16 protein-coding genes are annotated in these 24,600 nt (G+C 76.4%); 4 read left to right on the forward strand and 12 right to left on the reverse strand.

Annotated elements, in window-relative coordinates; translation table 11 throughout:
- Positions 1 to 856 (forward strand): hypothetical protein (locus H1A17_RS27055; protein WP_194823193.1); only part of this gene is annotated, 856 nt, incomplete at its 5' end.
- Here the strand turns inward: H1A17_RS27055 and H1A17_RS27060 are convergent.
- Positions 807 to 1,565: a HEAT repeat domain-containing protein gene (locus H1A17_RS27060; RefSeq protein ID WP_194823194.1), complete on the reverse strand. Its 759-nt coding sequence runs from the start codon at positions 1,563 to 1,565 to the stop codon at positions 807 to 809. The genes H1A17_RS27055 and H1A17_RS27060 overlap by 50 nt on opposite strands.
- Positions 1,566 to 1,730: 165 nt before the next feature.
- Positions 1,731 to 5,684 carry a type VII secretion protein EccCa gene (gene eccCa / locus H1A17_RS27065; protein ID WP_194823198.1) on the reverse strand — a complete coding sequence of 1,318 codons (3,954 nt, stop codon included), beginning with the start codon at positions 5,682 to 5,684 and terminating at the stop codon, positions 1,731 to 1,733.
- Between the two features lie 219 nt (positions 5,685 to 5,903).
- On the opposite strand from eccCa, the gene eccD reads away from it, so the two are divergent.
- Together eccD and eccB are read left to right on the forward strand one after the other, a co-directional pair.
- Positions 5,904 to 7,280: a type VII secretion integral membrane protein EccD gene (eccD, locus tag H1A17_RS27070; protein WP_309236881.1), complete on the forward strand. Its 1,377-nt coding sequence runs from the start codon at positions 5,904 to 5,906 to the stop codon at positions 7,278 to 7,280.
- A gap of 7 nt (positions 7,281 to 7,287) precedes the next feature.
- Positions 7,288 to 8,682: a type VII secretion protein EccB gene (gene eccB, locus H1A17_RS27075; protein WP_194823195.1), complete on the forward strand. Its 1,395-nt coding sequence runs from the start codon at positions 7,288 to 7,290 to the stop codon at positions 8,680 to 8,682.
- A gap of 36 nt (positions 8,683 to 8,718) precedes the next feature.
- On the opposite strand, the gene H1A17_RS27080 is transcribed toward eccB, so the two are convergent.
- Genes H1A17_RS27080 through H1A17_RS27090 form a run of 3 tightly spaced genes read right to left on the reverse strand, consistent with a single transcriptional unit; the run spans position 8,719 to position 12,039 of the window.
- Entirely contained in the window at positions 8,719 to 10,083 is a 1,365-nt protein-coding gene (locus H1A17_RS27080; protein ID WP_168222561.1) for a S8 family serine peptidase, read from the reverse strand.
- Between the two features lie 19 nt (positions 10,084 to 10,102).
- On the reverse strand, positions 10,103 to 11,083 hold the full coding sequence (locus H1A17_RS27085) for an SMI1/KNR4 family protein (RefSeq protein WP_305070082.1): 981 nt from the start codon (positions 11,081 to 11,083) through the stop codon (positions 10,103 to 10,105).
- A complete protein-coding gene (locus H1A17_RS27090) occupies positions 11,080 to 12,039 on the reverse strand; it encodes an SseB family protein (RefSeq protein ID WP_194823196.1) in 960 nt (319 codons plus the stop codon). The genes H1A17_RS27085 and H1A17_RS27090 overlap by 4 nt, the downstream gene beginning before the upstream one ends.
- Before the next feature lie 128 nt (positions 12,040 to 12,167).
- On the opposite strand from H1A17_RS27090, the gene H1A17_RS27095 reads away from it, so the two are divergent.
- Positions 12,168 to 12,638: a hypothetical protein gene (locus tag H1A17_RS27095; RefSeq protein WP_145921564.1), complete on the forward strand. Its 471-nt coding sequence runs from the start codon at positions 12,168 to 12,170 to the stop codon at positions 12,636 to 12,638.
- Between the two features lie 21 nt (positions 12,639 to 12,659).
- Here H1A17_RS27095 and H1A17_RS27100 read toward each other — a convergent pair whose 3' ends face one another.
- The 7 genes from H1A17_RS27100 to H1A17_RS27130 form a co-directional block, all read right to left on the reverse strand.
- Entirely contained in the window at positions 12,660 to 13,208 is a 549-nt protein-coding gene (locus H1A17_RS27100) for a hypothetical protein (protein ID WP_240762392.1), read from the reverse strand.
- Complete coding sequence (locus H1A17_RS27105; RefSeq protein ID WP_205789248.1) at positions 13,205 to 13,765, reverse strand: hypothetical protein; 561 nt, start codon at positions 13,763 to 13,765, stop codon at positions 13,205 to 13,207. The genes H1A17_RS27100 and H1A17_RS27105 overlap by 4 nt, the downstream gene beginning before the upstream one ends.
- A complete protein-coding gene (locus H1A17_RS27110; protein WP_145921565.1) occupies positions 13,762 to 13,992 on the reverse strand; it encodes a hypothetical protein in 231 nt (76 codons plus the stop codon). Before H1A17_RS27110 ends, H1A17_RS27105 begins: the two co-directional genes overlap by 4 nt.
- 103 nt (positions 13,993 to 14,095) lie before the next feature.
- Positions 14,096 to 14,758 (reverse strand): hypothetical protein, encoded by a 663-nt coding sequence (locus tag H1A17_RS27115; protein ID WP_145921566.1) that lies wholly within the window; start codon positions 14,756 to 14,758, stop codon positions 14,096 to 14,098.
- A gap of 375 nt (positions 14,759 to 15,133) precedes the next feature.
- A complete protein-coding gene (locus tag H1A17_RS27120; protein WP_145921567.1) occupies positions 15,134 to 15,502 on the reverse strand; it encodes a hypothetical protein in 369 nt (122 codons plus the stop codon).
- A gap of 12 nt (positions 15,503 to 15,514) precedes the next feature.
- Positions 15,515 to 15,874 (reverse strand): hypothetical protein, encoded by a 360-nt coding sequence (locus H1A17_RS27125; protein WP_145921568.1) that lies wholly within the window; start codon positions 15,872 to 15,874, stop codon positions 15,515 to 15,517.
- A gap of 51 nt (positions 15,875 to 15,925) precedes the next feature.
- The gene (locus H1A17_RS27130; protein ID WP_228544316.1) at positions 15,926 to 24,439 is read right to left on the reverse strand and encodes a glycosyltransferase; all 8,514 of its coding nucleotides are present in this window, start codon (positions 24,437 to 24,439) and stop codon (positions 15,926 to 15,928) included.
- Between the last annotated feature and the right edge of the window lie 161 nt (positions 24,440 to 24,600).

Raw genomic sequence — 24,600 nt, forward strand, 5'->3', positions numbered from 1 at the left:
CGGCACCGCCGCCGCGACCGCGCTGGCCACCGCCGACCCGCTGACCCGGGCCCTGGCCAGTCCGCTGGCCGCCCCGCAGAGCCATCCGTCCGCTCCCCCCGGCCCACCCCCGACCCACCTCCCCGGGGTCGGGGACGCCCCCGGTCGGGGCGGGCCGTCCGGTCGGCTGCCCCGGCTGCGGATCGGCACCCACGCGGTTTCCCCGGCGGCTCTCGCCCGGCTCAGCCCGAGCCCGCTCCCGGCCGGTCTGGTGCTCGGTGCGGACCGCCGCCGGGCGGCGGTCACGATCCGGCTGTTCCGCCCGGAACCGACCCGGGTCGCCCTGGTCGGCGGGGTGTGGGCGGGTCAGCTCGTCGCCTTCCGGGCGCTGGCCCTCGGCGCCCGGGTCATCGTGGTCACCGCCGACCCGACCACCTGGGCCGGGTTCGGCCCGGCGGCGCTCGGCCGGGCCGCCGACCGGGTCGAGGTACGCGTCGACGACCGGCCGGCACCCGCCGCCGGCACCGCCCAGCAGCCCACCCTGATCGTGCGTGACCTGCCGCCCGGCGCGACCCGCCCGGCCGGGTTCGGGGCGGCGACGCCGGGTTCGTGGCAGGCCGAGCTGACCGTGCTGCGGCGGCTCGATCCGGGCACCGCGTCCGCCCTGCGCGACAGCGACCTCTGCGTGCTGCAACGGCTCTCCGCCGACGAGTCGGCGACCGCGCGGCAGGCGCTGCGGCTGCCCCCGGACAGCGGCCGGTTCCTCCAGGTGATGGCCGACGACATGCTCAGCCTGGTCGGCGGCGGCACGGACCGGCACCTGTGGATCAGTCAGACCCCGGTCGAGCAGCACCTGCTGGGCGCGCCGCGTCGCTGACCAGCAGCCGCGCGAGGCGCTTCTTCCGGCCGTTCTCGCGGACGATCCAGGCCACGTCGCCGTCGTCGACGGTGGCCAACGCCCGGAACGACGGCAGGCCACCGGCCGGATCGGCGGCCACCGCGACACTCCAGCAGTAGCCCAACGCCTGGCGCAGCGCCCGGACACCCTCGTCGCGGCGCTGGTCGGCCGGGAGGGCGGCCAGGCCCGCCGTCGCCTGTCCGCACAGGGCGACGGCGCGGGCGGCAGCCTCCGGAGCGGTCAGCAGGCGCGGTTCGCACACGGCCGCGACGGCCGCCCGCCGGACCAGCGGGTGCGGGTCCCCGACCCAGGCCGTGCCGAGGTCGAGCAGGCGCGGCAGGTCGGCGTCGCCGAGCCGCTGCAACGCCAGGGCCACCGCCTCGCGTACCCGCCAGCGGGGGTCGGTCGCGTGCTCGTGCAGGCGCGCCTCGATGCGCATCCGGGCCCGGGCCGGCGGGCCGTCGGCCAGCAACCGGCCGAGGCCCAGCACACCGCAGAAGACCAGGTACTCGTCGTCGGTGGCGAGCAGACTGTCGAACGTGTCGGGCCCGCCCTCGTCGGCGACGGCCTGGGCGAGTTCGAGGTTGGCGCGCGGCCCCGGCAACCCCGAACGCTCCCGCAGGTACGCCGGCCACCGCCGGGGGCCGGCCGCCCGCAACTCGACCCGGTACTGGTCACGGCGGCTCACCAGCGCAGCGTAACCCGCCCGACCGGGGCGGGCCGCCCGCTCCGGTGAGCCGGTCGCCGTCGCGCGGGACAGCGGTATCGGAGCAGCCGACACCGCTCTGTCCCGGCCCCGTTGAGCTGTCCCGGCCCCGTTGAGTCGATCATGACGCGCCCCGGCAGGGTCACGTCAGCCGACCGGGGGCGGCACCAGGGGGAGCTGGACCAGTCGGGCACCGTGCCGGCGGGTGAACAGCCAGCCCCGGCCGGCGGGCAGCCGCTGCGGCTTGACGGTGCCGAACAGCGCGCCCTCCTCGCGCGGCCCGGACATCATGATGCCCGGGGAGGCGAGTTCCCTGATCCGCCCGATCACCGGGTCGAACATGGCCCGCCCGGCACCGCCGATCCGCCGGGTCAGCACCAGGTGCAGGCCGATGTCGCGGGCCTGCGGCAGGTACTCCAGCAGCGGCGCGAGCGGGTTGAGCGCCGCCCCGGCCACCAGGTCGTAGTCGTCGACCAGCAGGTAGAGTTCCGGGCCCTTCCACCAGCTGCGGTCGCGCAGCTGCTCGGCGGTGACGTCCCGCCCCGGCAGCCGCTCCCCCATCACCGTGGCCACCTGCTTGACCAGGTCGGCGGTGACCTGCGGGGAGGTGCCGTAGCCGATCAGGTGCTCGGATTCGACCGCGCCGAGCAGGCTGCGCCGGAAGTCGACCAGGATGATCCGGGCCGCCGCCGGGTCGTTGCCCTCGACGATGCTGCGGGCCAGCCCGCGCAGGAAGGTGCTCTTGCCGCACTCGACGTCCCCGAAGAGCAGCAGGTGCGGTTCGGCGGTGAAGTCGAGGCGTACCGGCTGGAGGTCGGTCTCGGCGATGCCGATCGGGATCACGCCGCCCTGCACGGCGGGCAGCGCCTCGTAGGGCAACTCGGCGGGGAGCAGCCGGACGGCCGGGGCACCCGCCGACGTCCAGTGCTGCTGCACCCGCTTGACCAGGTCGGCCAGCGCGTCCGGCAGGTCGTCGACCACCGGCCGGCCGTCGAGGCGGGGCAGGCCGGCGAGGAAGTGCAGGCCGTCGGGGGTCAACCCGTGGCCGTGCTGTTCCGGCACGTTCACCGCGGCCCGCCGGTTGATCACCGAGTCGGCCGGCTCGCCGAGGCGCAACTCCACCTTCGCGCCGAACATGTCCCGCACCGCCGGCCGGACGTCCATCCACCGGTTGGTGGCGGCCAGGATGTGGATGCCGTAGCCGAGACCCCGGTTCGCCAGCTCGGTGACCAGGGGTTCAAGGTCCTCGAACTCGCCCCGCAGCGCCGCCCAGCCGTCCACCACCAGGAACACGTCACCGAACGGGTCCTCGGAGAACCGACCCTCGCGGCGGGCCCGCCGGTAGGCCGCCGCGCCCTCCACCGCATGTGTGGTGAACAACGCGTCCCGGGCCTGCATCAGCCCGTGCAACTCGGCGATGGTCCGGCGGACCTTGTCCACCTCGCGCCGGCTGGCCACCCCGCCGACGTGCGGCAGGCCGGCCAGCGCGGCCAGGGTGCCGCCGCCGAAGTCCAGGCAGTAGAACTGCGCCTCGCGCGGGGTGTTGCCCAACGCCAGGCTGGTGACCAGGGTACGCAGCAGGTTGCTCTTGCCGGTCTGCGGTGCGCCCACCACCATCACGTTGCCGGCCGCCCCGGCCAGATCCAGCCAGAGCGGGTCGCGGCGCTGCTCCAGCGGCTTGTCGACGATGCCGGCCACGCCGTGCAGCGCACCGTGCCGGTCCTCGGCGACGATGGTCAGGCCCCGCACCGGGGACACCTGCACCGGTGGCAGCAGCGCGTCGAGGGTGGGCGGTTCCTCCAGCGGCGGCAACCAGACCTGGTGGGCGGCCGGCCCGCGCCCCTCCATCCGGGCCACCAGCACGTCGAGCAGGCTCTCCCCGACGTGCTCGTCGACCGGGGCCTCCGTCGGCTCGTCCGGGACGTCGTCGGTGGCGAGCGGGGCGTAGTCGGTGGTGTAGTCGCGGACCGGGTCGATCAGCCGGCCGCCGACGGTGGGCACCCCGCCGTGCTGCCGGACCGCCCCCGAGACGTACGCGGCCTTGAACCGGATCAGCCCCTCGGTGCCGGCCTTGAGGTAGCCGTGCCCCGGCGAGCGGGGCAGCTCGTAGGCGTCCGCCACGCCGAGCACCGCCCGGGACTCCATCGAGGAGAACGTCCGCAGGCCCAGCCGGTACGACAGGTGCGTCTCCAGGCCGCGCAGCCGCCCCTCCTCCAGCCGCTGCGAGGCCAGCAGCAGGTGCATGCCCAGCGACCGGCCCACCCGGCCGATCTGCACGAACATGTCGATGAAATCCGGTCGGGCGCTGAGCAGCTCGCTGAACTCGTCCACCACGATCAGCAGGCTGGGCAGCGGGGCGAGCGGCACCCCGGCCGCGCGGGCCCGCTCGTAGTCGCGCTGCGAGGCGTAGTTACCGGCCCGACGCAGCAGCTCCTGCCGGCGGGTGATCTCGCCCTGGATCGCGCCGAGCATCCGGTCGACCAGGAACAGCTCGTCGGCCAGGTTGGTGATCACGGCGCTGGTGTGCGGCAGCCGGTCCAGCGCGGCGAACGTCGCGCCGCCCTTGAAGTCGACCAGCACCAGGTTGAGGATTTCCGGGCTGTGCGTCACGGTCAGCGCCAGCACCAGCGTCCGCAGCAGCTCGCTCTTGCCGGAGCCGGTCGCGCCGACCAGCAGCCCGTGCGGGCCCATCCCCTCCTGGGCGGACTCCTTGAGATCCAGCTCGATCGGCCGGCCGTTCTCGTTGACCCCGATCGGCACCCGCAGCCGGCTGCGGTTGGGGCGGCTGCCCCAGGCGTCGGCCAGGTCCAGCTCGTAGGGGTCGCCGAGGCCGAGCAGGTCGGCCAGCCCCAGGTCGGTGGCGACGGCCGGCTGGTCGGCGTACGAGGCGGCGGAGAGCCGCAGCGGCGACAGTTCCCGGGCCAGCACCTCGGCCCGCGCCGGATCGAGCGTGTCGGCCCGGCCCACCCGGGTGGCACCGTCCATCGTGGTGCCCGAGATGGTGCCGTCGTCGGCGACGTCGAGCACCACGGAGGTCTCGTCGAGCAGGCGCGGCGGCCGGCCGGTGAGGTCCAGCAGGGTCACCCCGGCGACGCCGCCCTCGGTCATCAGGTGGTCGGAGCCGGCGACCTGCCCGCCGTCGACCACCACCAGCACGTACGGCGTGACCGCCGCCGTCGCCGTCGGGTCGAAGCGGGGCCGGTTGGCCAGCACGTCGACGAGCATCGCCTCCAGCGCCACCACGGTCGGGGCGAACAGCCGGATCGGGCCCACCGCGTCCAGCTTCGTCGGGTGCTGGGCGTGCGGCAGCCACTTCGCCCACTCCCACCCGTCCCGCCGGTCCGCGCCGACGCAGAGCGCGACCAGCAGGTCGTCGGGGGCGTGGAAGGTGGTCAGCTGGGCCACCACCGCGCGGACCAGCCCCCGTACGGCGTCGTCGGCCCCGCGCAGGTACACGTGGGAGAAGTCGCGCAGGGCGATCGCCACCGGCAGGTCGGGCACCACCGAGTAGGTGGCGACGAACCGGCGCAGCGCCACCGCGCACAGCGGCTCCAACTCGTCCACCGGGCGGGTCTGCGGCGGGATCAGCGGGGTGGCGACCTCCTGCGGGCCGAGCCCGATGCGGACCACGCTGAAGTCGGCGTCACCCCGCCGACGTTCCCACAACCGGCCACTGGTCACGGTGGACCAGAGCGAGTCCGGGTCGGGGTGCCGGTAGTGGATGGCCTCCCGCTGCTGGCGTACCGTCGCGCGGACCTGGGCCCGCAACTGGGCGAGGCGGCGCATGTACTGGCGGCGGGCCTCGATCATCTCGCGTTTGCCCGGCCCCGACTGGTTGACCGCCATCACGGCGATCATGCCGAGGATGGAGATCCCGTACATGCCACCGACCACATAGGTCATCACCCCGCCGCGCTGCATGCCCATCATCAGGCCCATCGCCGCGGCACCCGCCGCCATCGGCAGGATCATCAGCATCCGGGTCCAGCCCCGGCCACCGGCCGCCGGCACCTCCGGCGGCGGGTCGAGGAGCACCTCCCCGGTCGGCAGCGGGGGCGCCGGCCGGCGGGGTGGACGCTTGACGACCACCAACGACGACATCTCCCCCGTACCTCCCACCACGTAGGTCTCCGGCGGCCCACTCTATCGACCGGTCGCCCCTGGCAGGGACCGCCGCCCGTCGTCGGACGGCCACCCGACAAGGCGGCGCGACCGTGCTACGTTGACCGCCGCGGAAGGCCCAGGAGGCAACCGCGCGGACGCGTGGCACACGGGGAGGTGACCAGCGTGACGGCCCCGGGCGGTCTCAGTCTGGCCAGGGTGACCATCGCCGCTCCCCAGCGGCGGATGGACGTGGCGTTGCCCAACGGCATGCTCGTCGGGGAACTCCTGCCGCACCTGCTCCGGCACGCCGGGGAGGGCCTCGGCGACGTCGGCGAACAGCAGGGCGGGTGGGTGCTGCGACGGGCCACCGGCACCCTGCTGGAGGCCACCCGCAACCTCGCCGTGCAGGGCGTCCGCGACGGCGAGCTGCTGCATCTCACGCCCGGCCGCGACGAGTGGCCCGAGCTGGCGTACGACGACGTGGTCGAGGTGATCGCCAGCGGCGCGCGGCGTACCGGTCGATCGTGGAGCGACGACGCCACCCGGCGGGCCGGGCTGGCGGTCACCGCCGCCCTGCTCGGGATCGGGCTGGTCGCGTTGACGACGGTCGGCGCGCCGTGGCGTACCCCGGGGTTGCTGGCGTTGGGGGTCGCGGCGCTGCTGGCGGTCGTCGGGCCGGTGCTGTCGCGGGCCGTGCCCGACGCCACCGCCGGTGCCGTGGTGGCCGCCGCCGGCCTGCCCTACGCGCTGCTCGGTGGGGCGCTGCTCGTCGCGCCGGACGGCGCACGGCTGGTCGACCTGGGGGCGCCGAGCCTGCTGCTCGGCTCCGCCGCGCTGCTGGTCTTCGGCATCGTCGGCTACGCGGCGGTGGGCGGGGTGCAGCGGCTGTTCATGGCGGGGGCGGCGGCCGGGCTCACCGGCGTGCTGGCCGCGTCGCTCTGCTACGCCGGAGTCTCCCCCGCCGGTGCGGCGGCGGCGACGCTGACCACGGTGATCGGGCTGCTGCCCGGCTACCCGCTGATCGCCGGCTGGTTGGGCAAGCTGCCGGTGCCGGAGCTGCCCGACCGGCCGGAGGAGATCCTGAAGGACCGGCCGGTGCCGGAGCGGGCGAGGGTCTTCGTGACCGTGGCGCGGGCCACCGAACTGCTCACCGGGATGCTGCTGTCCGCCTCGGTCTGCGGTGCGCTGGCCATCGCGTTCCTGCTGACCGGGGACCGCACCCCGGCCGGCGCGCTGCTGGCGCTCTGCGGGGCCGGCGCGCTGCTGCTGCGTGGGCGGCTCTTCCCCACCGCCGCGCAGCGGGTGCCGCTACTGGTCAGCGGCCTGACGGGGCTGTCGTCGCTGGCCGTCGCCGCGCTGCTGGGCACCGCGCCGGGCGGTGGCCGGGTGCTCGTCTGGCTCGGTGTGGTCGCCGCGGCGGCGCTGACGCTGGTCGCCGGGCTGGTCTACAGTCGACGCCGGCCGTCGCCCTACCTGGGCCGGGCCGCCGACATCGCCGACGTGATCGCCATCATGGCGTTGATCCCGCTGGCCTGCGCGGTCATCGGCCTGTTCGGGGCGATCCGGGGGATGTTCGCCTCGATCGGCGGGTGAGACGACGATGACGACGCGGCGGGACCAGCTCCAGTCGTACCAGTTCATGACCCAGCGGGTGATGTCCGCGTTCGTGATGCGCGAGACCGACCCGCAGCAGTCGCCGCTGCGCCGGGGCATCGGCGCGCTCTTCGGCGGGTTGATGGTCGCCGTCCTGGTCGCCGCCGGGGTGGGCATCTACGGGCTGCTCACCAAGGTCGGCGGGAACAGTTGGCGGCAGCCCGGCGCGGTGGTGGTCGAGAAGGAGAGCGGCGCGACCTACATCTACCTGGACGGTCGGCTGCACCCGACGCTCAACTACGCCTCCGCGCTGCTGGCCGCCGGCCGCCCCGGCACCCCGGTGGTCCGCGTCTCCGCCAGCACCCTCGGCACGGTGCCGCGCGGGGTGACGATGGGCATCCCGAACGCCCCCGCCTCGCTGCCGGCCGCGAACCGGCGGGCCGGTCTGCCGTGGACGGTCTGCTCCACCCCGACGACCGACGACACCGGCCGCACCACCGACACGGTGACCCTGGCGTTGGCCGCCCGCCCGGCCGGTGGGCGGGGCGTCGGCGACGACGGGCTGCTCGTCAAGGACGCCACGCTGGGCATGAACTACCTGGTCTGGCACGGCCGCCGGCACCTGGTGCAGGGCTCCCGGGTGGTCGTGCCCGCCCTGTTCGGGGCGGTCACCCCGACCCCCGTCGGCACCGCCTGGTTGAACGCGCTGCCCGCCGGGGTGGACCTCGCCGCGCTGCCGGTCGCCGACCGGGGGGACCCCTCCCGGGAGGTGTCCGGGCGACGCAACGGCGACGTGCTGGTCGCCCAGACCGCCTCCGGCCCGCAGCACTACCTGGTGCTCGCCGACGGGGTCGCCCCGATCACCCCGGTGCAGCAGGCCATCCAGGCCGGCCAGTCGGGGCGGCAACCCGTCCCGGTCGCCGTCTCCGACGTCACGTCGCTGCCGAAGAGCCAGCGGGTACCCCGCCCGCCGGACCGGGGCCAGCCCCCCGCCACCCCGCCGAAGCTGCTCGGTCCGGAGCCGGGGCAGCAGATCTGCGCCGCCACCTCCGACGCCGGCACCCCGCCGGAGTTGACCGTGGGCGGCACCGTGCCCGACGCGGACCGGGCCACGCCTACCGGTTCCGTCTCCCCCGACGGCATCCCGCTGGCCGACCGGATCGCCGCCCCCGCCGGCCGGGTCACCGTGCTGCAACTGCTCGGCAGCCCCGGCGCGTACAGCATCGTCACCGACCTGGGCATCCGGTACCCGGTGCCGTCCGCCGAGGCGTTGCGCCTGCTCGGCTACCCGGCGGAGGGGGCGCTGACGGTGCCGCCGGGCCTGACCATGCTGGTGCCGACCGGCCCCACCCTGGACCCGCTGGCCGCGGTCCGGCCCGCGCCGATCACCACCGGCGGCTGACCGGCCCCGCCGCACCGGACCGCCTGCCGTGGAAGGTCAGCGGCCGGGCGGCGGATCGTCGAAGAGCTGCACCGGCGGACCCGGTTCGGTCGGCGGCGTCGACCGGGCGGGTGCCGGCGCGACGGCCGGCCGCCAGCGGCGACGCCGTACCCGGGGCAGGGTCAGCGCCACGGCGCACACCACCAGGACGGTGACGAGGGCGAGCGCGGTGCCGGCCAGGGCGATCCGCCGGCTCTCCCGTACCGCCGGGTCGGGGCGGTCGTCGGCGGGCCGGAACCGGGGCAGCGGGGCCGGCCGGGCCTGTGGCAGCAACTGGTCGTTGACCGCCCCGTACGGGTTGACCGTGCCGTGGCCGTACTCGGTGCGGTCGGCACCGGGGACCGCCGTCACGGTCAACAGCCGGACCAGTTCGCCGCGCGGCGTACCGGACCGCTTGGCGAGGGTGAGCGCCCCCGCGCCGGCCACGAAACCACAGGCCAGTGCGGTGCCGTCGGCGGCCTCGACCAGTCCGGCACCGCGCTGGGTGGTGGTCACCGCCGCGCCCGGCGCGACCAGGTCCAGGTACGGTCCGTACTGCGACTTCGGCCAGCGCCGCCCGTCCGGGCCGATCGCCCCGACGGCGAGCACCTCCGGGTAGCCGGCCGGGTAGGGCACCGGGTTGCCGTCCCCGCCCCGGTCACCGCTGGCGGCCACCAGCAGGACACCCCGCTCGACGGCCCGCCGCACCGAGGTCCGCAGGGTTGCGCTGTCCCGGTCGGCGGCCACGGTCACCGCGACCACCCGGGCGTCCCGGTCGACCGCCCAGTCGATGCCCCGGGCGAGCACCGCCGGGTCGACCGGGGTGGCCCCGAACGCCCGGTCGTCGACCACCCGTACCGGCAGCACCCGGGCGCTCGGCGCGAGGCCCGCGAACGGCGACCCGTCGGCCTGCCGGGCGACGATCAGCCCGGCCACCCGGGTGCCCTGCCCGGTGCAGTCGGTGTCGGCCGGGCCGCTGCCCCGGACCGCGTCGAAGCCGCTGCCGACCCGCCCCCGCAACTGCGGATGGTCGGCGTCCACCCCGGAGCCGAGCACCGCGACGGTCACCCCGGCCCCCTGGCTGAACGGCCACACCTGCTCCGGGGCGAGCACCTGCTGCGCCCAGGACGGCGTGCCGACCTGCCCGCCGGCCGGCGCGCACCCGGGTGCCGCCGGGGCGGGCCGCACCGGGCAGGCCAGGGTCGCGGCGACGAGCCCGACGACGAGCCCGCCCACCACCGGACGCGCCCGGCCGGCCGCCGTCACCCGACGTCGCCCCCGCCGGGTCGCGTCGCCGGTCGGCGGCGATCCGGCGGCAGGACGGCGACCGCCCGTACCCGTCCGGTCGTCCGGTTGCCGGCGGACCGGCGCGTACCCCGTCATGTGTTCCTCCGTCCCGGTCTCACGCCGCCGGCCGTCGGCGGGCGGGCGGCAGCGCCGACCCGGTCCGCCCGTCGTCGACCCGACCGACCCGGCTGTCGGCCACCGCGCCGACGGCCAGGTCACGCAGCGACCCGGGCACCGCCCGCAGGGCATGCCAGAAGACGCCGAAGCTGTCGGCGCAGCGGTGCAGCAGCCGGGCGGTCACGTCGGCGGCGGTGTCGTCGTCGCGGGCCCGGGGATCGTCGTCGTCCCAGTACCAGACCGACCCCTCGTCGCCGCCCGCCACCCGGACGGCGAGCAGGCCGCCCTGCACGTGCCCGACGGCCAGGAAGTCGGCGGTGAACCGGTCGGTGAACCAGGCGTTGGCGTGGCAGAGGTCCTGCATCCAGTCGGCCCGGACCACGCCGAACAGCGGCTGGTCGACGACGAACCCGAACCGGGGGTGCACGGCCGGCCAGTCCGGCCAGCCGCCGTTGGTGCGGGCCAGGAAGTCCCGGTAGCCGGCCGGCAGGGCGAAGCCGAGCCGCTGCTCGATCCGGGTCACCGCCTGCGGGGTGAGCCGTTCGGCGAACCGCAGCGGCGGCGGGGTGGCCGTGTCCACCGGCAGGCCGCGGCGGCGGGGGTCGGCGTCGCCGGTACTCACCCCGCCCAGGTGCCGCAGCGCCGCGTGCAGTTCCGCCGGCACCAGCGCGACCCGCCGGCTGCGCGCCAGGTGCGCCCAGACCCACCCCGCCGGGGTACGTCCCGACGCCTGCGGATCGGCCGGGTCCGGCACCGCCAGGTTGGCGGTGAGCACGTCCAGCACCCGGGCCTCGTCCAGCCCGATGCCCGGTGGCAGCGGCGGCAGCTCGACCACCGCCCGCGCGTACGGCGTCCAGTCGGGAAAGCCGTACGGGTCGACCGGCACACCCTGCCGGTAGCGGACCCGCAGCATCGGCGCGACCGGGTGGGCCACCCCGAAGGCGTACCGGGCTGCGGGGATCGGCCCGGCCCCGCTCACCGGCCCCACCCGTCACCGGCCGACCGCCCGGCGACGGCCCCTTCGGGGGCCGTCCCGTCGGGGGTGGGCCAGAGCAGGAGGAACGGGACCTGGTCGGCGGGGACGGTGACGCCCGCCGGGGAGTCCGGGTCGACGGCCAGGGCGTGCCCCGGCGGCCAGACGGTGAGCAGGGCGGCCAGCGTGGCCCGCAGGCTCGGCGTGCCGTCCGGGTAGGCCCGCGCGAACCGTTCCGGGGCGGTGAACACCTCGATCACCGGCGTCTCCCCCGCGCCGACCGCACGCCACGGGAAGTCCGGGTCGACCAGCCGGGCCGGGTCGGACACCGGGGCGGCGGTGGGCAGCACCACCAGCGCGTCGAGCAGCGCGTCCAGGTAGCCGGCGGAGTCGCCCCGCCCGGCCGCGTCGAGCAACAGCGCGGCGGTGTCCGGCTCGTCCGAAGGACCGGGGGCGGGGGCCGGTGGGGCGAACGCGGCGGCCGGGTCGTCCGGCCCGTCGGCCGTCGCGGCGACGATCTCGTCGTCGGCCGCCGCCTCGGCCAGTTCGGTGAGCAGCTCCGCCCCGGCGGGCACGGTCAGCTCCCCGTCCGCGGCCGCCCGGACCGCCTCCACCGGCAGGTATGCGTCCAGCGGGGTGCCCGGGTTGACCGCCAGCCGCCAGCCGGCCACCGGCCACCGCTCGCACAGCTCGTCGTACCCGGTCACGGTGTACGCGTCGGCGACCCCGGCGACCTGCGGCGCCATCGCCTCCAGCGAGGTGAAGACGGGCAGGAACGGCGCTCCGAAGAGGTCCATCGTGACGAACCGCTGCCCGCCGTCGGCCGGGTCGTCGTCGCGCACCTGCGGAAGGAACAGCTCGGCCCGGGTGAGGATGCGGAAGAACCCGATGCGGTCGTCTTCGCGCGCCGCGCGCAGCAACGCCCGTTCGGTGTCGTTGGCCGGCTGCCACGACTCGTCCACGACGGGTCTCCCTCCCTGCCCGGTGCCGACCTGAGCCTAGCGATGTCCCGCCGGCGGGCGGGACCCGCAGCGGGCGCACGCTAGGCTACGGGCCGGTCGCCGTCCGCCGACGTTCCGCAGGAGGTTCCATGCGACGTGTCGTCGCGGTCGTCGCCCTGGCCGCCACTGTGGCCGGTTGTTCCGCCGACCCGTCGCCCGCCCCGGCACCGGCCCCGGTGGAGTACGTGGTCACGCTCACCGTCGAGGTGGTCGGCGGCGGAGGTGGGCTGTTCGGGATGGCGGTCACCTGGGGGCACAGCGCGCTGGAGACACAGTCCGCCACCAGCCTGACCTGGGCCTGGTCCCACGCGGTGACCCTGCGCTATCCCGACGTGGAACGGGTGTGGGTGGCGGCGACGCCGCAGGCCCGGCCGGGGGTCGACGAGCGGTTGGCGTACGCCGGCGGGATCCCGACGTTGCACTGCACGATCCTGTTCGGCGACCGGATCGTCGAGGAGCGGACAAGCATCTCCCCGACGTGCGCGGCGAACCTGTCGGCCGGCCCACCGGCCGGCAGAACCCCCACCCCCGCGCAGCGGTCGGGCGGCACCGCCGACTGATCTCCGTCCACCCCCGACGGCTCAGTCCAGGCGGCGCAGCGCCCCGACGTACGCGGACCGCACCGCGGCCAACCGGCCGGCCCGGAACCGGCCCGGCTCCCGCTGGTAGACCGTGCGACCCAGCGCCGTCCAGACCGCCGTGAACGGCACCCGGGCACCGCCGGGCGGCACGAACTTCACCACCTCGTCGAGGGCGGCGACGGCGGCGGTCAGCCGGGCCCGGCACCGCCGGCGGTCCGCCTCCGGCAGGGTCCGCGCCCCGGCCGGCACCCCTCGGGCGTGGTTCCCGGCCACCCACAGCCACTCCCCGGCGTCGATCAGCCGGGACGGCTCCGGGCCGCCGTACCGGAAGCCCTCCTGCACCCCGACGGGCGCGGCGGGCAGCCGGAACAGGAACTCGCGGGCCGTGCCGCACCCCTGGCACGCGCCGGTGTAGCGGCGGGCCAGATCCCCGTCGGGGAGGGTGAGCACGGTCGAGGCGCGCGGGAAGCGCCCCTGCCCACAGCCGCACGGTTGCAGGTCCATGTAGAGGTGGGCCTCGTGGGTGGACCGCGCGGCCAGCGGCGTCACGCCGGGCTCCACGGCATGTGGTCGAGGTGGAAGTCCCGCACGACCTCGATCCGGCGACGACGGAACCGCCCCGGTTCCCGCTGGTAGACCGTCCGCCCCCGGGTCGACCAGAACGCCGCCTCCGGCACCGCGTCGCCGGCCTCGGGCAGGAACTTACGGACCTCCTCCAGGGCGGCCACGGCGGTCCACCGCAGGTCCGCCGCCTCGGCGTCGTCGCCCTGCCGCTCGGCCGCCTCCGCCGCCTCCCCGCACCAGTCGGCGACGAGCAGCCACTCACCGGGGTCGAGCAGGGCGGAGGGCTGCGGGCCGCCGAACCTGCTGCGGGGATGCGGACCGGCGTCGGCGGGTGCCGTCCGCCCCTCGGGCAGGGCGAAGAGGAACTCGCGCCGCTCGTGGCATTCGGCACACCGACCGGAGTACCGGTACGCCGGTCGGGACTCCTGTGTCGTCGCCGTCGCGGTCCAGGCGGCCTCCATCGACCCGCACCGGGGGCACGGGTGCAACTCCAGGTAGAGGTCGACCTCGTCCCGGGTCCGGACGGCGGGCAGCAGGGTCACTCGGTGTCCCGGTAGTGGCCGGTGTCGGGGTCGAGGCCCATGATCTCCCGGGCCTGACGCATGTACTCGCGCTGCGCCTGCGCCGACGGCGGCCGACGCTGCGCCGAGTCGGCGCCCTCGGGGGTGAAGTCGGCGTCGTCCACCTGGTGCGTGGCCTGCCACCGGGCGTGCAGGTCGGCCAGGTCGCGCAGCCGGCGCTGCCGCTCCGGGTCGTCGGTCATCGCCATCGGGTCACCTCCGGATGCCGTCCGCCGCCGGGCGGACTGCCCGCCCGGACCGACGGAGCGGGGCTGGTCTCTGCTGGCCGGCCGGTTCCGGCGGTCCGACCGGTCACGGCAGCGGACGCTCCACCCGCTCGGCGACGGTCTCCCGGACCCAGGTCGCCGCCCGGCCCGGTCCACCCGTGACCGTCCACCGGTACACGTCCACCGCGGAGCGGATCTCCAACAGGTAGTAGTTGTGCGAGAAGAACCGCAAGGTCCAGCCCCCGTCCGGGTCGGGCACGAACGTCGGGGGCGTCACCGCAGGCGCGTCCGGCACCGCGAGCACGTGGGTGAAATGGTCGGGGTCACGGATCAACCAGCCGGCGCGGGTGCCCTCGGTCACCGAGAAGGGGCGTACCACCGGGCCGTCGATCGTCCACGCCGAGTACAGCTCACCCAGCAGTTCCGCGTACGCCGACGGGTCCAGCCCGGCACCCACCCGACGGCCCAACTCGGCCATCACCTCGGGCCGGTTGAGGTGCAACGTCCCGCCGGACGTGGTGCGCAGCAGGCCGTGGGTGACGAACATCGGTTGCCGTGCCGCCACCACCCGGACCGCCTCGACCAGCCAGTCCCCGTCGACCACGGCCCACTGCGCCGGCCGGGCCCGGTACCGGAACCTGTCGGTCTTGACGGTCACCGACTCCGGGCCGACCCACACCTGTCCGGTGGCTTCGTCGGAGGCCAGCACGCACCGCTGGAGCGCCCCGGTCGTCCACTCCGTGTCCACCAGCAACCTCCCCGTCCGGCCGTCGGCGCACGTCATTCTGCCACCCGGCCCGCCCGGCGTCGGGTCGCGGACCAATCATCCCGGCGGGAACGCGGGGGGCGCGGAGAATACCCGAGCCGGGCGTCGCGCCGGAGTGGAGGACGGCGAGCAGTTCGGCGTACGCCACCGGATCGAGGTCCACCCCCACCCGCCGGCCCAGCGCCGCCGTCGTGGCCGGCGAGTTCAACACCGGACCCGCGCCGGCACGGGGGAGCAGCAGGCCGGAGGTGGTGGTCACGGCACCGTTCGCGCCGACCACCCGCAGCGTCACGCCCCTCGTCGTACGGGTTCCCGGCCGTCGACGCACCTACCGGTCGGGTGCTCCACCGGACGGGGTCATCGGTCGGTGCGGCGACGCAGGTCATCGGCCAGCTCGCGGGCCAGCGCGCTGAGCGAGCCGTCGGAGCGGACCGGGCCACAGCTGAATCCGGGCCGTACCCGGGCCGCCAGTTCCCGCAGCATCGACGCGACGACCAGGCCACGGGCGCTCGACATCGACACCAGCCCGGGGGCGGCCCGACCGAGCCGTTCCTCGGTCCCGCGTCCCGCGTCGACGGTCGCCCGCCACTGGGCGGCCTTCTCGTCGAGCCCGACCCGGCGTGCCGTCGTACGACCGCTGCCGTCCCGCTGGTAGTCGGGCCAGATCAGCAGCTCCCGGGTGGGGTCGGCCGGTGGGACCGGCACGCTCAGGCCGTCGTCGCTCATCCCCACGTCCCCTCAGTAACCGGTGCCCGACTCGAGATGCCGGGCGAGTTGCGTCGCCAGCTCCGCCAGCGAATCGTCGGCCCGCACCGGCGGCGTGGACCGGCCGGGCTCGACCCGGGCCGCGAACTCCTCCAGCAGGGCCGCCACGACGTGCGCCCGCGCGGTCGAGAAGGCGATCACGTCGTCGCCCGCCCCGGGCCCGTCCACCGTCGACTCGGCCGCCCGGCCGGATTCCAGGGTCCGCCGCCACAGGTCGGCCGCCTCGGCCAGCCCGACGGGCCGTCGGACGCTGCGCCCGTCGCCGGCCTGCCCGTAGTCGTACTGGCAGAGCAGGTGCGCGGCGGCGTCCCGGTCCGGATCAGCATCGGTCATCAGGCTGCGTCCCTCCTCGTCGGTGCCCGCACGGTCGGCTCCGTCCCCACGCTAGCCGCCCGGCCCCGGACGGTCGATGTCGGGCGACGGCCGGCCGGGTGTCGGCGTGCCGGTGCCGTCGTCGTGTTCCCGCCCGCCCCCGCCAGCCTCCGGACGGGACGTGGCGTCGGGGCGGGAGGCGTCGTCCGGCTGCCGCGCCAGCACGGCCAGCAACTCCCGGGCCGCGTTGCCCGGCGGGTACCCGGCGTCGAGGTGGCGGCGCAGGTCGAGCGCCCGGTCGCGGTGCACCGCCAGCTCGGCCAGGATCCGCTTCACGTGCTCGGCCCACACCGGGACCCGCTCGTCGGCGACCCGGTCCAGCAGCGCCCGCTGGTCCGCCGGGTCCACCGTGCCGTCGGGACGGGTGATCTCCGCCAGTCCGCGACGCCACGCGGCGACGGTGACCCCGTCCCGTACCGTCGCCGCCTCGCCCAGGGCGGCCGGCACGTACCTGGGGTCGCCGAAGAACAGCCCCGCGCCGGTGCCCTCGCCGACCAGCACGGGCACCCCCGCCCGGGCGGCCTCGCTGGCCACCAGGCCGAAGCCCTCGTGGATCGACGGCATCAGCACCAGGTCGGCGGTGAACAGGTCGGTCATCAGCTCCGGGCTGCCCGGCTTGACGAACGGCAGCACCCGGATCTCGGTCCCGGCGAGGTGGGCGAGCCGTTCGGTCTGCGCCGCGACGTCCGCGGGGGGCGCACCGCGCACGGTGAGCCGAACGTCGACCCCCTCGGCGCGCAGGTGGCGTACCAGTTTCGCGGCGAAGTCGATGCCCTTGATCGGGTCGGTCGCGCGGCCCTGGACGACCAGGTCGAAGCCCACCTTGTCGGCCGGCCGGGCGACCGGCTCGCCCGGCAGGCGGGGCATGTCCGAGATGATCTCGTGGGTCCGGGGGGCGCCGGCCGTCCCCCCGCCGGCCAGCCGGGCCGCCTCCTGACCGAGCAGCGGACCCACCCCGGTCACCAGGTCGGCGCCGGCCATCAGGCGGCGTTCCGTCCCGGCGTGTCCGAGGCCCTCACCCGGGTTGCCCCGCAGACCGTCCAGCACCTCCGGTGCGGTGTGCAGCACGTGCACGTAGCGGGCCCCGGGGTAGAGCTGCTCCACCAGCAGCCGGGCCGCGCCGCCGCTGAACCGCGAGTGGCCGACCACGACGTCCACCTCGGGCGGCAGGTTCTCGAAGAGCATCAGCAGCGCCCGCGTGTCGGGCAGACCCTTGGCGTCCAGCACCCCCCACACCGGCCGTACGCCGGTCACCTCCAGGTTGTCGGCGACGCGTTCCCGGACCAGGTCCGGCCGGTCCGGGTCGACTGCGGACACCCGCGCGTGCACCTGCGCCCCGGCCGCCGCGAACGCCTCGGTCAGCTCCCGGTTGGCCGTCGGCACCCCGCCGAGCTTCGAGTGCCACTCGGTGCAGGTGGTCATCACCCGCAGCCGCCCGGCGGTCTCCCCGGCCGGGGCCGGGTTCCGGCGGACCACCTCGTACGGGGAGAGTTCGCCGTTCCAGTCGCCGTCGGCGACCCGGCCGCCCCGCACCCCGGCCGCCGCCAGGCCGTCGTGCACGGCCTGCGCGGTCACCTCGGGCCCGAACCGACCGGTCAGGTGCCGCCGCAGCTCCAGCGCGCGCTCGCGGCCGGCGACGGCCGCGTCGGTCAGGCCCTGGACGCGGTCCGCCCAGGCGGTGGGGGCGGACACGGGTTCGCCGACCACCGAGTCCCGGCCCAGGCCGGCCGGGACCCGGTCGACGTCGGCGAGCAGCCGGCCGGCACCGGTCGCACCGTCGACCAGGACGGGGACGCCGTGCTCGGCGGCGAGGACGAAGCCGGGGTCGTAGCCGTCGCCCCGGGACGACGCCAGCACGACGTCCGCCCCGTGGAACGTCGCGGTGACCGCGCCCGCCTCCGTCGGCAGCGGACGGACCTCCACGAACGTGCCGGCGAGCGTGCTCAGCTCCCGGCTGCGCACCTGCCGTACGCCCGGATCGGACTCCACGCTGGTCACCACCAGCCGGGTGCCGGCCAGGCCCCGGGACCGCAACTCGGCGACCACCTGCGCGGCCTGCCGGTGGGCGGCCGAGTCGCCGTCGTACACCAGGATCCTCGGGCCGGCGCCGGGGCCGCCGCCGACGGGCGGCACCGGGCGGGGCACGAACCCCGGCGTCACCTCGCGGATCTCCGGCATCCGCCCGCCCAGCCCGGTCAGCCCCTGCCGCAGCCCGTCCGCCACGTCCGGGCCGACGGCCACCACCAGGTCCGCCCGGGACAGCACCCGCAGGTGTTCCGGGTCGGTCGGCACCCGGTCGAGGAGTTGCACGACCGCGGCGTCCGGGTAGGCGTCCCGCCGCACGTCCGCGATGCCCGCCGTCTGCCCGTGGCCGACCAGCACGTCCACGTCGCCGGGCAGCCCGTCGGGGCGCAGCAGCGGGCTCAGCGGCCCGGTGACGCCCGCGACGGGATCGGCCCCGAACAGCCGCACCCCGGGGGCCGGCGTCGACGGCTGCGCCCCCGGCACCCGGATCCTCAGCTCGTCGCCGTGCCCACCGAGGGCCTCGGCCACCCGGTGCACCGTCCCGCCGGGGGTGACCCCGTCGGCGAAGCCGAGCATCCGCAGCGTCGGGGTCCGGGCCGGCGGGTCGGCACCGACGAGCGCCTCCCGGCCGGCGTCGCTCAGCCGCCCGTCGAGCAACCGCAGCCGGGCCGCCAGGCCCGGATCGTCCGGGTGCAGCCCGAGATGGTCGCGCAGGGCCCGCAGTTCGGTGCGGGCGTACGCCGTCTGGGCCGGGTCGCGCAGCAGGTCGGCCAGCACCTCCGCCTCGGCCAGCCGGCCCAGGTCGTGCGGGCTCAGGCCGGCGCCGTCGGCCGGTGCCCCGGGGGTCAGCGCGTCCGGCGTGAACGGGTCCAGCCCGCCGGCCGCCCGCTCGCTGATCGCGGTCAGCTCGGCGGCCTCGTGGGCGACGGCCCGCGCCACGGTGACGTCGGCCGCCCGGTCGGACAGCTCTATCCGCCAACCGCCCCCGTCCGGCGGGACGGTGCCGTGCGGCAGGTTCCGGCCGTCCGCGTCGATTGGCACCGACCGGGCCACCGCACCGTCGGGCAGCGCGTCCGCCGGCACGGCGGTCAACTCCAGCCGTACGCCCCGCAGCGGGCTGTCGGCCGGCGACCGGCCCACGGTCTGCCGCAGGGCGTCGTCGCCGAGCTGCCGTACCAGCTCCGGCTCGGGGGTGTCCCGGCCGTACCCGTGGAACTGCGCGTCGGGGACGCGGGCGGCGGTGACCGGCGGATGGCCGCCGCTGAGCAGGCCGTGGATCGCCGACGGGTCGGGCACCCGGGGCAGCCCGACGGTGTACGCCGAGCGGGGGTGCAGCGGCCCGGTGTCGCTGACCGGCTTGACGCCCTTCCAGTCCGCGCCGAGCAACGCCCGCTTGCCGATCCACGAGGCGTCCCGCCCCTGGTGGTGTTCCCCCCAGCCGGCCTGGCTGATCTCGAACGGGGTCGGGTACCGGCTGCTGCCGAAGGGGTGCCGGGCCGCCCGGTCCAGGATCTCCCGCCCCGCCTCCCGCTGCCGGTACGCCTCGGCGAGCACCCGCTGCGGATCGGTGGTGCCGTAGCGGGCCCGCAGCCGGTCGGGGTCGACGGGGCCGTCGGTGGCGCGGCCGGCCAGCGCGATGTCGGCGTCGACCTCGCGCAGTTCGGCCCGGAGCCGGTCGAGCACGGCGTTCGCCCGGTGCCCGGTGTCCGGCGCCCAGTCGTAGCCGTCGCGCGCCCACGCGTACCCGCCGACGGTCGAGGCGGCGTGCACCTCGATCCGGGCGACGCCGGAGTACCGGTACCACCCGGTGAGGTGGCCGTTGAGTTCCCGGGCGAAGCCCCGGCCCTGGACCTGGTCGGCGAGCTTCAGCGAGACGTGTTCGACGAAGAGGCTGCCGTCGTGGTCGCGGTGGAAGGACCGCACCACCCGGCCGACGTTCGCGCCGTCCCCGTCGTGCACCGTGGCCCGGACCACCACCTCGTTGCGGTGCACGCCGACGCTGAACGGATCGGTCAGGTCCACCCGGAGCCGTAGCCCGGCGAACTCGCGTCCGTCCAACTGGTCGGCGAACTCCCGGCGTACCGCCTCCTCCCACGCTGCGGCCTCCTCCCGGGTTTCGGGGATCAGCTCGTCGAGGGAGGGCCTGCGGTCCTCCTGCCGCCACGGCCGGTCGGACCAGATCTCGTCGTGCCGGGCGTACTCCCGTCCGTCGGTCGGCGTCACCCCGTCCGGCTCCGGCACCCGCTCCAACCCGTGCACCGGGTAACCGTGTCCGGCGAGATCGGCGTCGAGCCGGTTCAGCTCGTCGCGGAGGCGTACCTGGTCGATCGGGTCGGTGGCGTCCCGCAGCTCGTCGACGATGCAGCGCCGCTCGGTCAGCCTCAGCAGGGTCCGTCCGTCGGGGACGGGCGGAGCCACGGCTCCCGGCCCGTTGACGGACGCCTGCTCCGGGCGGGTCACGCCGGGGGCGGGCCAGCCGGGTGTCGTCGGTTCCGGCGTACGTCCGGTCGGTGCGGACCGGTCCGGCACACCCCGGGCTGCCCCGTCGACGTCCCGGGCGGGCGACCGCCCCGGCGCGGTGTGCTGGTCGGCGACGGCCGGTCGGGTATCGGCGGCCGGTCGGGACGTCGCCGGCCGGTCCGCAGCGACAGGGGCGGGCTCGGGCCCGGCGAGAAACCCGGTGATCCGGCGGAGTGCGCGGCCGAGCACACCGGAGCGGTGCCCGGACTCCGGCCGGTCCGCGGGGCCCCCGTCCGGCGGGCCGCTCGCCGGGTGTGGCACCCACTCGGCGAGCGGCGGCGTCACGTCTGCGGGACGCGGCGGAGCGGGAGCCTGCGTACCGGATGCCTGGTCGCGGAGGGCGGGCAGGGGACGGGCCGCCTGTTCCCGACTGATCTCGCCGAGGTCGATGCCGTGCCGCGCGGCGACGTCGCGGCTGAGCGGGCCGTGCAGGGTGCCGACCCGACGCTCGCCGGCGATCGGGTGGTTCGCCTCGTCGATGGCGAGTCGGGCCCGCTCCACCACCTGCTCGGGAGGAAGACCGACCAGTCCGTCGAGCGACGGCTCCCGCGACAGGATGGCCCGCTCGGCGGGATCGGTGACGTACCGCTCCAGGACGTAGTCCCGGATCTGTTGCGGGGTCCGGTCGGCCAGCTCCTGGTAGGCGTCGCTACGCGGCACCCGAGGATCCCCGGCGTGGTCGAGGGCGCGGAACCCGGCCAGCCCCCGCAGGAACTGCTGCTGGACGACGAACGCCTGGAACTCGCCTTCGAACCGGAACGGGACCAGCACCTGCGCTTCGACGTCGTCGCCGTACCGTCCCTCGGCGATCCCCCGGGCGAGGAGGTCACCCAGCACGTCGGGGCCGGGCTGGAGACGGTGCATGCTCTCGTGCACGACGGTCGCGGCGACGGCGCTGATCGGCCGGTGCGCGGTGCCGTCCCGAGGGTCGACATAGAGGATCTCGGTCCGGGTGTCGAAGCCACCCCGCGCCGGTCCCCGGACCCAGTCGTCCAGTTCGGGCAGGCGCAGCTCCGGTGGGAGCAGCGCCTCGACGCTCTCCATGTCCTTCGGGATGACGCGTTCGAAGGTGTCGGCCGCGTGCCGCTCGAACGCCGGCCCGAGCACGTCGCCGATCTTCGCCACCGCGATCGCCTGGTCGATGACGTGGAACCGGTGGGTCACCGGGTCCACGCCGACCACCCGGTGGGCCATCTCGACGGAGTTGAGCGGGTCCACCCCGTCCAGGTCCCGCCAGCCCGGGTCGGCGTGTTCCCCGCCCCGGGAGAAGTCCCGCCAGTCGCGGTAGCGGTCGGCGTACCCGTCGACCGCCCGGCTCAGTGCGCGTACCTCCCGCACGACGTCGCCGAGCGGGCCGCCGTCGCGGGCCCGGTCGGCGGCCGCCTGCAACCGGTCGGCCTGCCCGGCCACCGCGTCGAGGTCGGCGATCCGGCCGGCGACGGCCGCCTCCGGGTACCGGGCGAGCAGGTTCTCCTTCGCCCTGCCCACCAGCTCGTGCACCTGCCCGGGCAGTTCCGCGCCGGTCCGGGTGCGGTGGGCGGGGAAGTTGCCGCTCGGCGCGAGTTCCTGGCTGACCGGCAGTTCGTCGCCCGCCCGTGGCGACCCGTCCGTCGGCGCCTCGGCGGTCCCGGGTGTGCCGGCATCCGGCCCGGCGGCAGGCGGCCCGGCGGTCCTGGGCGCGGCGACGTCCGGAGGCTCGGGCCCCGGCCCGGCGGTGTCGTGGGGCACGGGCCTCGGGGCGGCGTTTTCCGGGACGACGGGCCTCGGCCCGGCGGGGTCCGGGAGGGTGGGCCTCGGGGCGGGGGCGGGTGGTGCGGCGTTCGGGTCGGCCGGGGTCCGCTGCGCGACCAGCGCCGTCGTCTCCGCGCGCAGCCGGGCCACCACGGCGTCGATCTCGGCCTGGCTACGCGGCAGGTGGGAGCCGTCCTCCTGGCGTACCGCGAGGTGTTCCCGGGCCCAGTCCCGCAGCTGTCCGGGGGTCGCCGGGTCGGCGAGCAGGCCGCGCACGGTGCCCGGGGTCAGCGGCCGGGGCGGTGCCGGCGCGGGGGCGGTGGCGTCCCGGAAACCGACCGCGTCGGCGTCCAGCACCGGCGGGTCCGGGCGGACCGGTGCCTCCAGCGCCGCGAGCGACGGCTCCGGCGGCGTCCGCGCCGGTCCGGGTCGCGCCGGCCCGTGCGGCGGCGTCGCCCCGTCCCGTCCCCCTTCCGGTACGCCGTCCGTCGGCACCCCGGACCGGCCGGGCTCGACCGGACGGTCGAGTACCTGGTGGATCTCGTGGTGGAGGGTGCGCCAGGCGTCGCCGAGCTGCCGGTCGACGAACGCGGCCCGCGTGGCCGGGTCGGCCGGCAGGTGCTCCGGCAGGACGACCCCGGCCGGCTCCCGCTGCACCCACTGCCCGTGCTCGACCGCCATTCCCGGCCGCAGCACCACCGGTTGCCCGGGTGGCAGCGCCGAGTTGACCTGGAGCACCACCCCGACGCGCAGCCCGTCCGGGTACTCGACGGTGAGCAGGCGGGACGATTCGTCCCAGCTCGCCCGGTGCGGCTGGTCCACCGGCCCGGCGTCCCGGCCGGCCAGCAGCTCCCCGACGTGCCCGTCGAACGTCGACCGCACCGCCTCGGGCAGCGGCACCGAGGGCCCGACCGGGTGCGACCCGGCCGGCACCAGCTCGTACGGGACGTGCCCCTCCGCCGGTGCTACGCCGCGTAGCTGCCCCCCGGCGGCCAGCTCGCCGCCTCGGCCTGCATCCGCAGGATCTTGCCGTACGCCTTCCGGTACTGCATGTCCTCCAGCCCGTCCAGCACCTGCCCCTCCCGGGACCCCTTCTGGATGACCAGCCGACGGTCCTTCTCCGGGTAGCCGAAGCTGTACTCGACCTCCCGACTGTCCTCCCGGACCATTTCGAAGTCCACCAGAATCGCCATCACCGGTTCTCCTCGGCCACGAGTTGTCCAGGTCCTCTCCGGTCCGGCCGGGCGCGACCCGCTCCCAATTGAACAGGCTCTGGGCGTACGCGTGGGCATCCGGGTAGGTGGCGTCCGGGTGCAGCAGCAGGTAGCCCGACTCGGCCAGCTCGTGCTCCAGCAGGACCAGGTCGGGTTCGAGCGGGCGGCCCTCCCGCAGCCTGATCCACGCCTCCGCGATGTCCTCGTCCGCGTCGAAGCGTCGGCGGACCCAGCCGTCCGGGTAGTCCCGCAGCACGTGCTCGTCGACCATGAGGTGCTGTTTCACCCGGGCGATCTCGGCGTGGGTGAAACCTGTCGTGCCGCCGGGGCGGGCGACGGTGGCGAGGTTCGCCGCGATGTCCGCGACGTCCCCCGGGTCGGCCCGGAACCGGTCGTAGGCCCGGTCCGCCCACTCCATCGCACGGAGTTCGTCGCGGGGACGGATCGAGGCCCCGGTCTGCGCGTCCCGGTCCCCGGGCCCCCGGTTCTCCGCCCCGCGATCCTCGGGGGGCCGGTCCTGCGGGGGCCGGTCGGTGGCCGGGCGGTCCTCGGGCCGGGGGTGGTCCGGGCGGGGGTCGGCCCGGGTCACCCCGGTCGGGTCGGTGGCCGGCCCGGTCCGGTCGGGACCGGTGGCCGCCGGGTCGTCCCGGGTGGTCACCGGTGGTTCGGGGCGGTCGGCCGGCAACGGGGGTGGCGCGTCGTCAGGGTCCCGGTGTGCCGCCTCGGCGTCCCGCCCGCCCGGCTCCACGTCCCGGTGCCCCGGCCCGGGATCGCGCCGGACAGGTTCGCCCTCGCGCCCGACCGGCTCGATCTCGTGACGTCCCGGCCCGGCGTCCCGGCGGACGGGATCGACGTCGCGGCGTCCCGGGTCCGCGTCGGCGCGGACCGGGTCGGCGTCGCGGCCGGGCGGTGGGCCGTCGGGGCGGGTGGGAGCACCGTCGACGGGACCGCGCACCGGTGCGGTGTCGGCCGGCGTCGGCCGGGTCGCCGGTTCACCGGCCGTCCGCTCGCCGGTCGGCGGGGTCGGCTCCCCCACCGTCCGGTCGCCACCCGGGCGGGACCACTCCCCCGGCGTCCGCTCGCCCCCGGAGCGCACCGGGTCGGCAGGCGGGCGGGCCGGGTCGGCGAGGCGGGTCCCCGCCTCCGGGGTGCGTACCGGTGCGGTGTGGGCGGGCTGGCGCGGGCCGCCACCGTCCC

Source organism: Micromonospora sp. S-DT3-3-22 (assembly GCF_015354745.1).
In the GTDB taxonomy this organism is placed as follows: domain Bacteria; phylum Actinomycetota; class Actinomycetes; order Mycobacteriales; family Micromonosporaceae; genus Micromonospora; species Micromonospora wenchangensis.

What these genes read in the sequence shown, in the direction of transcription:
- eccCa (WP_194823198.1), bottom strand. Translation starts at nt 5,684, where the DNA reads ATGTCGTCGTTGGTGGTCGTCAAGCGTCCACCCCGCCGGCCGGCGCCC.
- eccB (WP_194823195.1), top strand. Translation starts at nt 7,288, where the DNA reads ATGACGACGCGGCGGGACCAGCTCCAGTCGTACCAGTTCATGACCCAG.
- H1A17_RS27080 (WP_168222561.1), bottom strand. Translation starts at nt 10,083, where the DNA reads ATGACGGGGTACGCGCCGGTCCGCCGGCAACCGGACGACCGGACGGGT.
- H1A17_RS27095 (WP_145921564.1), top strand. Translation starts at nt 12,168, where the DNA reads ATGCGACGTGTCGTCGCGGTCGTCGCCCTGGCCGCCACTGTGGCCGGT.
- H1A17_RS27110 (WP_145921565.1), bottom strand. Translation starts at nt 13,992, where the DNA reads ATGGCGATGACCGACGACCCGGAGCGGCAGCGCCGGCTGCGCGACCTG.
- H1A17_RS27120 (WP_145921567.1), bottom strand. Translation starts at nt 15,502, where the DNA reads ATGAGCGACGACGGCCTGAGCGTGCCGGTCCCACCGGCCGACCCCACC.
- H1A17_RS27125 (WP_145921568.1), bottom strand. Translation starts at nt 15,874, where the DNA reads ATGACCGATGCTGATCCGGACCGGGACGCCGCCGCGCACCTGCTCTGC.